This window comes from Accumulibacter sp., assembly GCF_016789985.1.
In the GTDB taxonomy this organism is placed as follows: Bacteria; Pseudomonadota; Gammaproteobacteria; order Burkholderiales; family Rhodocyclaceae; genus Accumulibacter.
Genome location: NZ_JAEUOL010000016.1, coordinates 1 through 14,907 on the forward strand (window position 1 = coordinate 1; position 14,907 = coordinate 14,907).

The following is a 14,907-nucleotide window of genomic DNA, read 5'->3' on the forward strand; positions in this document are numbered from 1 at the left end:
TACGAGAAGAATCGCCTGCGTGTCTCGGTGACGATTTTCGGCCGGCCAACGCCGGTGGAGCTGGAGTTCGGGCAGGTCGAAAAGGCGTGATTTCGCTGTGTCAAAGCGCGGTGCCGGGATGTCGCCCGGTGGTGTGTCCGCGGTAGGGCGGCTTTCGGGCCGCGTTTGTCTTTTGGGGAGCGCTCGCGTGAGCGCGCTTGGACCCGCTTAGAGGAGTCGTACGGTGGCAAAGAAAATCATCGGTTTCATCAAACTTCAGGTGCCGGCGGGGAAAGCTAATCCTTCGCCGCCCATCGGGCCGGCGCTGGGTCAGCGCGGTCTCAACATCATGGAGTTCTGCACGTCGTTCAACGCCCAGACGCAGAGTCTGGAGCCGGGTCTGCCGAGTCCCGTCGTGATTACGGCCTTCGCCGACAAGAGCTTCACCTTCATCATGAAGGCGCCGCCGGCGACCGTCCTGATCAAGAAGACGATCGGCATTCAGAAAGGTAGCGCCAAACCGCATACCGCCAAGGTCGGTACCCTGACTCGCGCCCAGTGCGAGGCGATCGCCACACAGAAAATGCCCGATTTGACGGCTGCCGATCTCGAGGCTGCCGTGCGGACGATTGCGGGTAGTGCCCGTACCATGGGCGTCACGGTGGAGGGTCTCTGAAATGGCGAGCCTGAGTAAGCGTCAAAAAGCCATCAAGGGCAAAATCGAGCGCACCAGGACCTATCCGGTGGCCGATGCCCTGAAATTGGCGAAGGAATTCGCCAACGCCAAGTTCGACGAATCGATCGACGTCGCCGTCTGCCTCGGGGTCGATCCGCGCAAGTCTGATCAGATCGTTCGTGGTTCGGTGGTCCTGCCTGCTGGTACTGGCAAGACGATCCGCGTGGCGGTGTTCGCCCAAGGCGAAAAAGCGGCAGCGGCCAAGGCTGCGGGGGCCGATATTGTCGGTTTCGAGGACCTTGCCGCCGAGATCAAGTCTGGCGTGATCAACTTCGATCGCGTCATTGCGACGCCCGACGCGATGCGCATCGTCGGTCAACTCGGCCAGATTCTCGGTCCGCGCGGCCTGATGCCGAATCCGAAGGTGGGTACGGTGACCATGGATGTCGTTACCGCCGTGCAGAACGCCAAGGCCGGACAGGTTCAGTATCGTACCGACAAGGCGGGCATCATTCACAGCACCATCGGTCGCGCCTCGTTCGAGGCCGACAAGCTGGCCGGCAACCTCAAGGCGCTGCTGGATGCGCTGATCAAGGCCAAGCCGGCGACCTCGAAAGGGCAGTATGTGCGACGGGTGGCGGTGTCGAGCACGATGGGCCCGGGTGTCCGGGTCGACGCTTCCACTCTGTAGGAGCGAGATTTGCGCGGGAGCACGGGTTGGTGCGTGATCCCGCCGACGAGCTTTGTGGGGCTGCCGGTGCTGGGTTTTCGCAGCGTCGGCAGATCGTCAAAGACCGCAGGTGCCAACGATGGGTTTTCGTGGCTTAAGTGTGCAAGCGGCCTGCGTAGACGGTGTACCCAGAAAAGGATTTCGCAGCCACAGGCTTCATGTCTGTGCTGTCACCCCTGATCAAGGTCGCCGTGGGTGCGGTGCATTCTCCGGGATGTTCCGTTTGTTGACTTGATGGGAGGAAGGGCCTGTGGGTCTCAATCTTGATGAAAAGAAAGTCGTCGTGGCCGAAGTGTCGGCGAAGATGGCGAGTGCCCAGACGATCGTCCTGGCCGAGTACAGCGGCTTGCCGGTGGCTCACCTGACTCGTCTGCGTGCACAGGCGCGCGCTTCGGGTGTCTATCTTCGGGTGATGAAGAACACGCTGGTGCGGCGTGCGGTCGAGGGTACTGTCTTTGCCAGTCTGGCCGACCAGATGACCGGTCCGCTGATCTACAGCATCTCGGATGATCCGGTCGCTGCCGCGAAGGTGCTCAACGACTTTGCAAAAACCAATGACAAGCTGATTCTGAGGGCCGGCAGTTTTGCTGGCAAGCTTCTGGACAAGGCTGGTGTGCAGGCGCTCGCGTCGATTCCGAGTCGGAACGAGTTGCTCGCTCAGTTGCTCGGCGTCATGCAGGCACCGGTCACCGGTTTTGCCTGTGCGCTTGCCGCCTTGGCCAAACAGCGCGAGGAAGCGCTTGCCTGAGCCTGCTGTCAGCTTTTTTTCAGTTTTCAGATCTAGGAGTTAAGTGATTATGGCTATTACCAAAGAAGACATCCTCGAAGCCGTTGGCGCGATGACTGTCATGGAATTGAACGATCTGGTCAAGGCGTTCGAAGAGAAGTTTGGTGTTTCCGCAGCCTCGATGGCAGTCGCTGCACCCGGTGCGGCTGCTCCCGTGGTCGAAGAGCAGACCGAATTCACCGTCGTCCTGGCAGGCATCGGCGAGAAGAAGGTCGAGGTTATCAAGGTTGTTCGTGCGGCAACCGGCCTTGGCCTCAAGGAAGCCAAGGATCTCGTCGACAGCGCACCGAAGGCGGTCAAGGAGTCGATTTCCAAGGCCGATGCCGAAGCCCTCAAGAAGCTGCTCGAGGATGCCGGAGCAAAGGTCGAGGTCAAGTAAATACCGGCCAAGCGAGTTGGGCTGACAGCCTTCCGGCTGTCAGCCCTTTTCTGCTTTTCCGGAAACGGCTTTGCGTCTGCCCTTCGCCGGGACGGCGCAGGGACAGGCAGCGTACAAACGCAAGGATGACTGGGGATCGGTTCCGCGGGTGCTGGTCAGGGTGCCTCGGGAAGCAGTCACATTGCGTTTGTCCGTTGCGAACCGGCGGATTTTGCGATCCTCGCCGGCGCGCTAGAGGATTTGCCTTGTGAGTTCGGAGCGAACATGACCTACTCCTACACCGAGAAAAAGCGTATCCGCAAGAGCTTCGCCAAGCGCGTCAGCGTGCTTGACGTGCCCTACCTTCTGGCAACCCAGCTGGAATCCTTTTCCGCTTTCCTGCAGGCAGCCGTGCCGCCAGCCCAGCGCAGGAACCAGGGACTGCAGGCCGCTTTTTCCTCCATTTTCCCGATCGTCAGCCATAGCGGCAATGCGCGGCTCGAGTTTGTCAGCTATACGCTTTCCGAGCCTGCCTTCGACGTCACGGAATGCCAGCAGCGTGGTCTGACCTTCGCTTCGGCGCTGCGTGCCAAGGTTCGCCTGGTCATACTCGACCGCGAGGCACCTGATACGATCAAGGAAGTGAAGGAACAGGAAGTCTACATGGGCGAGATCCCGTTGATGACTTCGACCGGTTCGTTCGTCATCAACGGCACCGAGCGGGTCATTGTCTCGCAGTTGCACCGTTCGCCCGGGGTATTCTTCGAACACGACCGTGGCAAGACACACAGTTCCGGCAAGCTGCTTTTCTCGGCACGGGTCATCCCCTACCGTGGCTCATGGCTGGATTTCGAGTTCGATCCCAAGGATCTGCTGTTCTTCCGCGTGGACCGTCGCCGCAAAATGCCGGTAACCACGCTGCTCAAGGCGATTGGCCTGACACCGCAGCGGATTCTGCTCGAGTTCTTCGAGTTTGACACCTTCCTGCTCGGCAAGCGGGTGATCGAGTTTGCCCTCGTGCCCGAGCGTCTGCGCGGCGAGGTTGCCCGCTTCGACTTCAACGACCCGTCCGGCAAGCTGATCATTGCCAAGGACAAGCGGATCACCGCCAAGCACATTCGCGAGCTCGATGCGGCGGGCATCAAGCAGGTGGCCGTGCCGGATGACTTTCTGATCGGCCGGGTGATCGGCGAGGACATCATCGACCAGAGCAGTGGCGAGGTGCTGGCCAATGCCAACGACGAGATCACCGAGAGCTTGCTTGCCAAGCTGATCGAATCCGGAGTCGAGTCGCTGCATACCCTCTATATCAACGACCTCGATCGTGGTGGTTTCATTTCGCAAACCCTGCGTTCGGACGAAACGGTATCCCGTCAGGCGGCGCGCATTGCGATCTACCGGATGATGCGCCCGGGCGAACCGCCAACCGAGGAAGCGGTCGAAATTCTGTTCAACGGCCTGTTCTACTCCGATGACCGCTACGACCTGTCGGCGGTCGGCCGCATGAAGTTCAACCGGCGCGTCGCACGCAAGGACGTGGTCGAATGCAAGGTGATGGTCAAGCATGTGCCGGCGAAGCGTGACGACATCGTCAAACTGATCAACGTCGCGGTGGGCGACTCGGTCGCGTCGGTCGAGCAGATCCTTGGCGAATTGAGCCACGGGCCGCGGGCGGTGGCCGAGAACCTGACCCGGGAAGTCGCGCTGAAGCTGTTCGATGAGTTGAAGGGCCTGGGGGTGACGGGCGAGGTGCGTGAACAACTGACGCTTTCGCCGCGCGATATCGTCGAAGTGATCAAGCTGCTGGTCGAGCTGCGCAATGGTCGAGGCGAAATCGATGATATCGATCACCTCGGCAACCGCCGGGTCCGGTCGGTTGGCGAACTGGCCGAAAACCAGTTCCGGGCTGGTCTGGTGCGCGTCGAGCGTGCCGTCAAGGAGCGCCTGTCGCAGGCCGAATCGGACAATCTGATGCCGCACGACCTGATCAACGCCAAGCCGATCAGCGCTGCGGTGCGGGAGTTCTTCGGTTCTAGCCAGTTGTCGCAGTTCATGGACCAGACCAACCCGTTGTCCGAGATCACCCACAAGCGTCGTGTCTCGGCCCTCGGGCCGGGCGGTCTGACACGCGAGCGAGCCGGCTTCGAAGTGCGCGACGTCCATCCGACGCATTATGGTCGCGTTTGCCCGATCGAGACTCCGGAAGGTCCGAACATCGGCCTGATCAATTCGCTGGCGCTGTTTGCGCGGACCAACGAATACGGTTTCCTGGAAACGCCCTATCGCAAGGTGGTCGACGGACGGGTCACCGATCAGATCGAGTACCTCTCGGCGATCGAGGAGGGGGCCTACATCATTGCTCAGGCCAACTCGGACATCGGCAACGAAGGGGTGTTGACCGACCATCTGGTGACCTGCCGCGAGAAGGGCGAGACGATTCTCGCGGAGCCGACGCGCGTGCAGTACATGGACGTGGCTCCCAGCCAGATCGTCTCGGTCGCGGCATCACTGATCCCCTTCCTCGAACACGACGATGCCAACCGTGCGCTGATGGGAGCCAACATGCAACGACAGGCAGTGCCATGTCTGCGTCCCGAGAAGCCGCTGGTGGGTACCGGCATCGAGCGGACGGTGGCGGTTGACTCGGGTACTGCCGTGCAGGCTCTGCGCGGCGGTCTGGTCGATTACGTCGACGCCTCACGCGTGGTCGTCCGGGTCAATGACGACGAAACGGGGCCGGGCGAGGTCGGCGTCGACATCTACAATCTGGTCAAATACACCCGCTCGAACCAGAACACCAACATCAATCAGCGGCCGCTGGTGCGCGTCGGTGACCTCATTGCCAGCGGGGACGTGGTGGCCGACGGTGCGTCGACCGACAAGGGCGAACTGGCGCTCGGCCAGAACATGCTGGTGGCCTTCATGCCGTGGAATGGCTACAACTTCGAGGATTCCATCCTGATCTCCGAGCGTGTCGTCGCCGAGGACCGTTTCACCTCCATCCATATCGAGGAGTTGACGGTGGTGGCGCGTGATACCAAGCTCGGGCCTGAGGAAATCACGCGCGACATCGCGTCGCTCGGCGAGTCACAGCTGTCGCGACTCGACGAGTCGGGAATCGTCTATATCGGTGCCGAGGTCGAGGCCGGCGATGTACTGGTCGGCAAGGTGACGCCAAAGGGCGAAACCCAGCTCACTCCGGAAGAAAAGCTGTTGCGTGCGATTTTCGGCGAGAAGGCGTCCGACGTGAAGGACACTTCGCTGCGCGTTCAATCCGGTATTTCCGGGACGGTGATCGACGTTCAGGTCTTCACCCGCGAGGGCATCGAGCGTGACAAGCGGGCGCAGTCGATCATCGACGATCACCTGCGCAGTTACAAGCTCGATCTCGCCGACCAGTTGCGCATCGTCGAACGCGATGCCTTTGCCCGTGCCGAGCGCATGATCGTCGGCAAGCCGGCCAATGGTGGCCCGAAGCGTTTGGCCAAGGGAACGCTGGTCGGCAGCGAGTACCTCGAGGGTCTCGATCCACATCACTGGTTCGACATCCGGATGGCTGACGAAGAGGTCGCGCAGCAACTGGAGTCGCTGCGTGAAGGTCTCGAGCAGACGCGCAAGGATTTCGATGTTTCATTTGAGGAGAAGCGCAAGAAGCTGACGCAGGGAGATGAACTGCCACCCGGCGTGCAGAAGATGGTCAAGGTGTACGTTGCCGTCAAGCGCCGCCTGCAGGCCGGTGACAAGATGGCCGGTCGGCATGGCAACAAGGGCGTGGTTTCACGCATCGTGCCGGTCGAGGATATGCCCTACATGGCTGATGGCCGTCCGGTCGATATCGTGCTCAATCCGCTGGGGGTGCCGTCACGGATGAACGTCGGGCAGATTCTCGAGGTCCATCTCGGGCTTGCCGCCAAGGGACTGGGAACGAGGATCGGCGAGATGCTGCGTCGGCAGGCGAACGTAGAGGAAGTGCGCGGCCTGCTCGACCAGATCTACAATGGAACGGGCAAGTCCGAACGTCTCGATGAACTCAACGACGACGAGATTCTGGAAATGGCTGGTAACCTGCAGGCAGGGGTACCCTTTGCGACGCCGGTTTTCGACGGCGCCAAGGAATCCGAAATCAAGTCCGTCCTGACTCTGGCCGGCATGCCGCAATCGGCCCAGATGACGCTGTACGACGGTCGCACTGGCGAGCAGTTCGAGCGACAGGTCACGGTGGGCTACATGCACGTCCTGAAACTGCACCATCTGGTCGATGACAAGATGCATGCCCGTTCCACCGGTCCGTACTCGCTGGTTACTCAGCAGCCGCTTGGTGGCAAGGCGCAGTTTGGCGGCCAGCGCTTCGGTGAGATGGAGGTGTGGGCACTCGAAGCCTATGGGTCTTCCTACGTGCTGCAGGAGATGCTGACCGTCAAGTCAGACGACGTCAATGGACGGACCAAGGTTTACGAGAACATTGTCAAGGGTGATCACAAGATCGACGCCGGCATGCCGGAGTCCTTCAACGTGCTGGTCAAGGAAATACGCTCGCTGGCCATCGACATCGATCTCGAACGTTTCTGATTGTTTTGCCGAGGGGTGAGCGAGCGTCCTGGGCGCTCCGGCGCCGTCGCTCTTCACCTCTGACAGCTCACTCCTCACTGGAGCAAAAAATGAAAGCATTGCTTGATTTGTTTAAGCAGGTGACGCAGGAAGAGCAGTTCGATGCGATCACCATCGGTCTTGCCTCACCCGACAAGATTCGCTCCTGGTCCTACGGCGAAGTGAAGAAGCCGGAAACGATCAATTACCGGACCTTCAAGCCGGAGCGCGATGGCCTGTTTTGTGCCAAGATCTTCGGCCCGATCAAGGATTACGAATGTCTGTGCGGCAAGTACAAGCGCTTGAAGCATCGCGGTGTGATCTGTGAAAAATGTGGTGTTGAAGTAACCTTGGCCAAGGTGCGTCGGGAGCGCATGGCGCACATCGAGCTGGCCAGCCCGGTGGCGCACATCTGGTTCCTGAAGAGCTTGCCGAGTCGCCTGGGAATGGTGCTCGACATGACCCTGCGGGATATTGAGCGGGTCCTCTACTTTGAAGCCTTCGTCGTCTACGATCCCGGCATGACGCCGCTGGCCCGTGGCCAGTTGCTCACCGAGGACGACTACCTGGCCAAGGTCGAGGAGTACGGCGACGACTTCTACGCAGCGATGGGCGCTGAAGGAATCCGTGAACTGCTTCGTTCGATCGACCTGGCGCGTGAGGTCGAAAGTCTGCGGGGCGAGCTCGAGACAACGACTTCGGAGACCAAGAGCAAGAAATTTTCGAAGCGTCTGAAAGTGCTGGAGGGTTTCCAGAAGTCGGGGATCAAGCCGGAGTGGATGGTTCTGGAAGTGCTGCCGGTACTGCCGCCCGACCTGCGTCCGCTGGTGCCGCTCGACGGCGGACGTTTCGCGACCTCCGACCTGAATGATCTCTATCGCCGGGTGATCAACCGCAACAATCGTCTCAAGCGCCTGCTTGAATTGAAGGCGCCGGAAATCATCGTGCGCAACGAAAAACGCATGCTCCAGGAGGCGGTCGACTCGCTGCTCGACAATGGTCGCCGGGGCAAGGCGATGACCGGGGCCAACAAGCGTCCACTGAAGTCGCTGGCCGACATGATCAAGGGCAAGGGCGGGCGTTTCCGGCAGAACCTGCTGGGCAAGCGCGTCGACTACTCGGGACGCTCGGTGATCGTCGTCGGGCCGCAACTCAAGCTGCACCAGTGCGGCCTGCCGAAGCTGATGGCGCTCGAACTGTTCAAGCCGTTCATCTTCAACCGGCTTGAGGTGATGGGGCTGGCGACCACCATCAAGCAGGCCAAGAAGATGGTCGAAACCCAGGAGGCCGTAGTCTGGGACATTCTCGAGGAGGTGATTCGCGAGCATCCGATCATGCTCAACCGCGCTCCGACACTGCACCGCCTCGGTATTCAGGCCTTTGAACCGACTTTGATCGAAGGCAAGGCGATCCAGTTGCATCCGCTGGTCTGCGCCGCTTTCAATGCGGACTTTGACGGCGACCAGATGGCCGTGCATGTGCCCTTGTCGCTCGAGGCACAGATGGAGGCGCGGACGCTGATGCTGGCCTCGAACAATGTCCTTTCGCCGGCCAATGGCGAGCCGATCATCGTGCCGTCGCAGGACATCGTGCTCGGTCTCTACTATGCGACTCGCGAGCGCGTCAATGCGCGCGGTGAAGGCATGATCTTTCCCGATCTTGCCGAGGTGACACGGGCCATGCAGGCGGGTGAGCTGGATCTTCACGCCCGGATCACGGTGCGCATCGCCGAGTACGAGAAGAATGGGGCGAACGGCTGGCAGGAGAAAACGGCACGCTACAACACCACGGCGGGGCGCGCGCTGCTCTCCGAAATCCTGCCCAAGGGCCTGCCTTTCAGCCTGATCGACAAGACCTTGAAGAAGAAGGAAATCTCCAAGCTGATCAATGCCGCCTTCCGCCGCTGCGGTCTCAAGGAAACCGTCGTCTTTGCCGACAAGCTGATGCAGAACGGCTATCGACTGGCGACCCGTGCCGGTATTTCGATCTGCTCCGACGACATGCTGGTGCCGGCACAGAAGCGCGAGATCATCGCTGCGGCGGAAACCGAGGTGAAGGAGATCGAGCACCAATACACCAACGGTCTGGTGACCAACGGCGAGCGCTACAATAAGGTGGTGGATATCTGGGGACGTACCGGTGATCAGGTCGCCAAGGTGATGATGGAGCAACTGGGCCACGAGGAGGTGCGCAATCGCCAGGGCGAACAGGAGAAACAGGAGTCCTTCAACTCGATCTTCATGATGGCTGACTCGGGCGCGCGCGGTTCGGCGGCGCAGATTCGCCAGCTGGCCGGGATGCGTGGCCTGATGGCCAAACCGGACGGGTCGATCATCGAAACGCCGATCACCACCAACTTCCGCGAAGGCCTGAACGTCCTGCAGTACTTCATCTCGACGCACGGGGCACGCAAGGGCCTGGCGGATACCGCACTGAAGACCGCCAATTCCGGTTACCTGACGCGCCGCCTGGTCGATGTGACGCAGGACCTGGTGGTCATCGAGGAAGACTGCGGGACGACCAATGGCGTCACCATGAAAGCCTTGATCGAAGGCGGCGAGGTGATCGAGGCACTGCGCGAGCGGATCCTGGGACGCGTCACGGCTGCCGACGTGGTGCACCCGGACAGTCAGGAGACGGTGATCGAAGCCGGTACGCTGATCAGCGAAGATCACTGTGATCTGATCGATCAGCTGGGTATCGATGAAGTCAAGGCGCGCACGCCGCTCACCTGCGAGACGCGTTACGGTCTGTGCGCCAAGTGTTATGGGCGCGACCTGGGTCGTGGTACACCGGTCAACGTCGGCGAGGCGGTCGGCGTGATCGCCGCGCAATCGATCGGCGAGCCGGGTACCCAGTTGACCATGCGGACCTTCCACGTCGGTGGCGCTGCCTCACGCGCTGCGGTGGCCAGCCACGTCGAGACGCGTAGCGCCGGAGTCGTTCGCTTCACTTCGACCATGCGTTATGTCACCAGTGCCAAGGGTGAGAAGATCGTCATCACACGTTCCGGCGAGATCCTGATCACCGACGACAACGGTCGGGAACGTGAGAAGCACAAGGTTCCCTACGGCGCGACCCTGCAGGTCGAGGATGCGCAGGCGGTCAAGGCGGGGGGCAGGTTGGCCAGCTGGGATCCGCACACGCGTCCGATCATTGCCGAATACTCGGGTCTGGTGAAATTCGAGAATGTCGAGGAGGGTGTGACGGTTGCCAAGCAGATCGACGAGGTGACCGGGCTGTCGACCCTGGTGGTGATCGATCCCAAGCGCGGTGGCAAGGCGCCAAGCAAGGGCTTGCGCCCGCAGGTCCGGTTGTTCGAAGCCGACGGTACGGAAGTCAAGATGCACGGCAGCGATCATCCGGTGACCATCACCTTTCAAGTGGGTGCCATCATCAACGTGCTCGATGGTCAGCAGATCTCGGTTGGCGATGTGCTGGCCCGTCTGCCGCAGGAGTCTGCCAAGACGCGTGACATTACCGGTGGTCTGCCGCGGGTGGCGGAACTGTTCGAAGCGCGCACGCCCAAGGATGCCGGCATGCTGGCCGAATTCACCGGTACCATGTCCTTCGGCAAGGATACCAAGGGCAAGCAGCGCCTGGTCATCACGGATCTCGACGGGGTGACCCACGAGTACCTGATTCTCAAGGACAAACATGTTCTGGTGCATGACGGCCAGGTGGTTAACAAGGGTGAGCTGATCGTCGATGGTGCGCCCGATCCGCACGATATTCTGCGTCTCCTGGGAGTGGAGGCACTGGCCATCTACATCACCGATGAGGTGCAGGATGTGTACCGCCTGCAGGGCGTCAAGATCAACGACAAGCACATCGAAGTGATCGTTCGGCAGATGCTGCGTCGCGTGAACGTGCTCGAACCGGGCGATACCAAGTTCATCAAGGGCGAACAGGTGGAGCGTGCCCACCTGCTCGACGAGAACGACCGCATGCTCGCCGAAGGCAAGCTGCCGGCAACCTATGAGCATGTGCTGCTGGGCATCACCAAGGCGTCCCTGTCCACCGATTCGTTCATCTCTGCCGCATCCTTCCAGGAGACGACACGCGTGCTGACCGAAGCGGCGATCATGGGCAAGCGCGACGAGTTGCGCGGACTCAAGGAGAACGTCATCGTTGGCCGCCTGATACCGGCGGGCACCGGGCTTGCCTATCACAATACGCGGAAGAAGAATGCGGCTGGCGAGGACATGGCGGCAGGCAGCGGTTTGTCGGCCGACGACGAATTGCCGGCGAGCCAAGAGAGCACTCAGGATGTTCCGGTGGCTTGACTTGGTGCCTAATAGACCCTAGAATCGCCGGTCTTTGTCGCCGATTGCCCTCTGTTGCGTCGGCTTGTCATGAATATTGCCAAGGCGGCCTTTGGTCCGCCTTGGTTTTTTGCAGACGCCGTGTGCTTGGCACCCTGGTTGCTGCATCGATCTATTAGGGGTGGAAACATGCCAACCATTAACCAGCTAGTGCGCAAGCCTCGCGAGGCGATCCGCACCAAGAGCAAAGTTCCGGCGCTGAGCAACTGTCCTCAGAAGCGCGGAGTGTGCACCCGTGTCTACACCACTACGCCAAAGAAGCCGAACTCGGCGCTGCGCAAGGTGTGCAAGGTCCGTCTGACAAATGGCTTCGAGGTCATTTCGTACATTGGTGGTGAGGGCCACAACCTGCAGGAGCACTCGGTTGTTCTGATCCGCGGTGGGCGGGTCAAGGACCTGCCGGGTGTGCGCTATCACACGGTTCGTGGTTCGCTGGATACCCAGGGGGTCAAGAAGCGCAAGCAGGGTCGTTCCAAGTACGGTACCAAGCGCCCGAAGGCTGCTTGAGCTCCACCCGAGTAAGGGTCGCTCCTGGCGGGCGGCCGGGAAGGGGCGTCTTGTCCGATCCTTCTACTGAACTGTAACTATGAGAGGTTGCCATGCCCCGTCGCCGTGAAGTTCCGAAGCGCGATATCCTGCCGGATCCCAAGTTCGGCAACGTCGAAGTGTCGAAATTTGTCAATACGATCATGAAGAGTGGCAAGAAGTCGGTCGCCGAACGCATCGTCTATGGTGCCTTTGACCAGATCGTCACCAAGAGTGGCAAGGATCCGCTGGAGGTGTTCAGCGCGGCTTTGGGCAACATCAAGCCATTGGTTGAGGTCAAGAGTCGTCGCGTGGGCGGCGCCAACTATCAGGTCCCGGTCGAAGTTCGCCCGAGTCGGCGAGTCGCGCTTGCCATGCGCTGGTTGCGCGAGTCTGCCCGCAAGCGTTCCGAAAAGTCGATGGGCCAGCGCTTGGCGGCCGAAATGCTGGACGCCTCGGAAAGCCGCGGCGCGGCGGTCAAGAAACGTGACGAAGTGCATCGCATGGCGGAAGCCAACAAAGCGTTCGCACACTTCAGGTTCTAGAGTACTCCACCAGCACCGGTATCGTGTGCTGGCGATCGTTCTTTATTAGTGAAGGTTTACTACTGTGGCACGCAAAACCCCTATTGAGCGATACCGGAATATCGGTATCAGCGCCCACATCGATGCCGGCAAGACCACGGCGACCGAGCGTATCCTGTTCTACACGGGTATCAACCACAAGATCGGCGAGGTGCATGACGGCGCCGCGACCATGGACTGGATGGCGCAGGAGCAGGAGCGCGGCATTACCATTACCTCGGCAGCCACCACCTGTTTCTGGAAGGGTATGCAGCTCGATCGCCCGGAGCACCGGATCAACATCATAGACACTCCGGGTCACGTGGACTTCACGATCGAAGTGGAGCGTTCGATGCGGGTCCTGGACGGCGCATGCATGGTCTATTGCGCGGTCGGTGGGGTGCAGCCGCAGTCGGAGACGGTCTGGCGTCAAGCGACCAAGTACAAGGTGCCTCGTCTGGCCTTCGTCAACAAGATGGATCGTCAGGGGGCTGATTTTTTCAAGGTCGTTGACCAAATGCGCGTCCGCCTCAAGGCCAATCCGATTCCGATCGTGATCCCGATCGGCAAGGAAGACTATTTCGAGGGGGTGGTTGACCTGACCAAGATGAAGGCCATCTACTGGGACGAGGCGTCGCTGGGAATGAAGTTCGACTATCGGGAGATTCCCGCCGAACTGCGGGCCGAGGCCGACGAGTGGCGCAGCAGGATGGTCGAAGCGGCAGCCGAGTCGTCCGAAGAGCTGATGGACAGGTATCTCGAGCAGGGTGAGTTGAGTGAAGCGGAAATCATCGCGGGGTTGCGTCAGCGCACGATCGCCTGCGAGATTCAGCCGGCCCTGTGCGGCACCGCGTTCAAGAACAAGGGCGTGCAGCGCATGCTCGATGCGGTGATCGATCTCCTGCCGTCGCCGGTCGATATTCCGCCGGTTACCGGCGAGAAGGAAGATGGTTCCCTGGATACGCGCGAAGCTTCGGATTCGGCGAAGTTTTCCGCGCTGGCCTTCAAGTTGATGACCGATCCCTACGTCGGGCAACTGACCTTCATCCGCGTCTACTCGGGTGTTCTGAAGTCCGGTGACACGATCTACAATCCGATCAAGGGGCGCCGCGAGCGGATCGGCCGGGTCTTGCAGATGCACGCCAACAACCGCGAGGAGCTCAAGGAGGTTCTCGCCGGAGATATCGCGGCCTGCGTCGGCCTGAAGGAAGTGACCACCGGCGAAACCCTGTGCGATCCGGCGGCGGTCATCACACTCGAGCGCATGGTCTTTCCGGAGCCGGTGATTCACGTTGCCGTCGAGCCGAAGACCAAGCCGGACCAGGAAAAGATGAGCGTTGCGCTCGGGCGACTGGCGCAGGAGGATCCGTCGTTTCGCGTGCGGACCGACGAGGAGTCCGGGCAGACAATCATCTCGGGCATGGGCGAGTTGCATCTGGAGATCATCGTCGACCGTCTGAAGCGCGAGTTCGGTGTTGACGCCAACGTCGGGGCGCCGCAGGTTGCCTACCGCGAGTGCATCAAGAAATCGGTCGAGCAGGAAGGGAAGTTCGTCAAGCAGTCGGGCGGCCGCGGGCAATATGGCCATGTCTGGTTGAAGATCGAGCCGAACGAACCTGGCAAGGGCTACGAGTTCGTCGACGCGATCAAGGGTGGCACGGTGCCACGCGAGTACATCCCGGCGGTGGACAAGGGCTTGCAGGATGCGATCACCAGTGGTGTTCTGGCTGGTTTTCCGGTGGTCGATATCAAATTCACCCTGTTTGAGGGTTCCTATCACGACGTCGATTCGAACGAGAATGCTTTCCGCATGGCGGCCGCAATGGCCTTCAAGGATGGCATGCGCAGGGCCTCGCCCACGCTGCTCGAGCCGATGATGGCTGTCGAGGTGGAAACGCCGGAAGACTACATGGGGAACGTGATGGGCGACCTGTCGAGTCGCCGGGGCATGATCCAGGGCATGGAAGACCTGCCCGGCAACATGAAGACGATCAAGGCAGAGGTGCCGCTGGCCGAGATGTTCGGTTACTCGACAACGCTGCGCTCCTTGAGCCAGGGTCGTGCAACCTACTCAATGGAATTCAAGCACTATGCCGAGGCGCCGAAGAACGTCGCCGAGGCAGTCATCAACAAGAAATGACCCTGTTTTCGAGGATACGGTAATGGCCAAGGGAAAATTTGAACGCACGAAGCCGCACGTGAATGTTGGCACGATTGGACACGTGGATCACGGGAAAACGACGCTGACGGCGGCGATCACGACCATTCTGGCGAAGAAGTTTGGTGGTGTGGCGAAGGCCTACGACCAGATTGATGCGGCGCCGGAAGAGAAGGCTCGGGGGATCACGATCAACACGGCGCACGTGGAGTACGAGAC

At 60.6% G+C, this 14,907-nt stretch carries 10 protein-coding genes and 1 pseudogene; all 11 read left to right on the forward strand.

Annotation, left to right across the window (positions count from 1 at the left end):
- Positions 1-90: pseudogene (locus tag JNK99_RS00990) on the forward strand (transcription termination/antitermination protein NusG); the annotation flags it as partial.
- A gap of 133 nt (positions 91-223) precedes the next feature.
- Positions 224-655 (forward strand): 50S ribosomal protein L11, encoded by a 432-nt coding sequence (rplK, locus tag JNK99_RS00995; protein ID WP_291847310.1) that lies wholly within the window; start codon positions 224-226, stop codon positions 653-655.
- A gap of 1 nt (position 656) precedes the next feature.
- Positions 657-1,346 carry a 50S ribosomal protein L1 gene (rplA, locus tag JNK99_RS01000; protein ID WP_291847313.1) on the forward strand — a complete coding sequence of 230 codons (690 nt, stop codon included), beginning with the start codon at positions 657-659 and terminating at the stop codon, positions 1,344-1,346.
- Between the two features lie 289 nt (positions 1,347-1,635).
- On the forward strand, positions 1,636-2,133 hold the full coding sequence (rplJ, locus tag JNK99_RS01005) for a 50S ribosomal protein L10 (protein ID WP_291847316.1): 498 nt from the start codon (positions 1,636-1,638) through the stop codon (positions 2,131-2,133).
- A 49-nt stretch (positions 2,134-2,182) separates the two neighbouring features.
- On the forward strand, positions 2,183-2,551 hold the full coding sequence (gene rplL / locus JNK99_RS01010; RefSeq protein ID WP_291847319.1) for a 50S ribosomal protein L7/L12: 369 nt from the start codon (positions 2,183-2,185) through the stop codon (positions 2,549-2,551).
- Positions 2,552-2,815: 264 nt separating this feature from the next.
- Entirely contained in the window at positions 2,816-7,099 is a 4,284-nt protein-coding gene (rpoB, locus tag JNK99_RS01015) for a DNA-directed RNA polymerase subunit beta (protein ID WP_291847321.1), read from the forward strand.
- An 89-nt stretch (positions 7,100-7,188) separates the two neighbouring features.
- A complete protein-coding gene (rpoC, locus tag JNK99_RS01020) occupies positions 7,189-11,403 on the forward strand; it encodes a DNA-directed RNA polymerase subunit beta' (RefSeq protein ID WP_291847324.1) in 4,215 nt (1,404 codons plus the stop codon).
- A gap of 168 nt (positions 11,404-11,571) precedes the next feature.
- Entirely contained in the window at positions 11,572-11,949 is a 378-nt protein-coding gene (gene rpsL, locus JNK99_RS01025; protein WP_034938556.1) for a 30S ribosomal protein S12, read from the forward strand.
- Positions 11,950-12,041: 92 nt separating this feature from the next.
- On the forward strand, positions 12,042-12,512 hold the full coding sequence (gene rpsG / locus JNK99_RS01030; RefSeq protein WP_291847327.1) for a 30S ribosomal protein S7: 471 nt from the start codon (positions 12,042-12,044) through the stop codon (positions 12,510-12,512).
- Between the two features lie 64 nt (positions 12,513-12,576).
- Positions 12,577-14,670 carry an elongation factor G gene (fusA, locus tag JNK99_RS01035; protein ID WP_291847330.1) on the forward strand — a complete coding sequence of 698 codons (2,094 nt, stop codon included), beginning with the start codon at positions 12,577-12,579 and terminating at the stop codon, positions 14,668-14,670.
- Between the two features lie 22 nt (positions 14,671-14,692).
- On the forward strand, positions 14,693-14,907 hold a 215-nt coding region (locus JNK99_RS01040; RefSeq protein ID WP_291847334.1), incomplete at its 3' end, for a GTP-binding protein.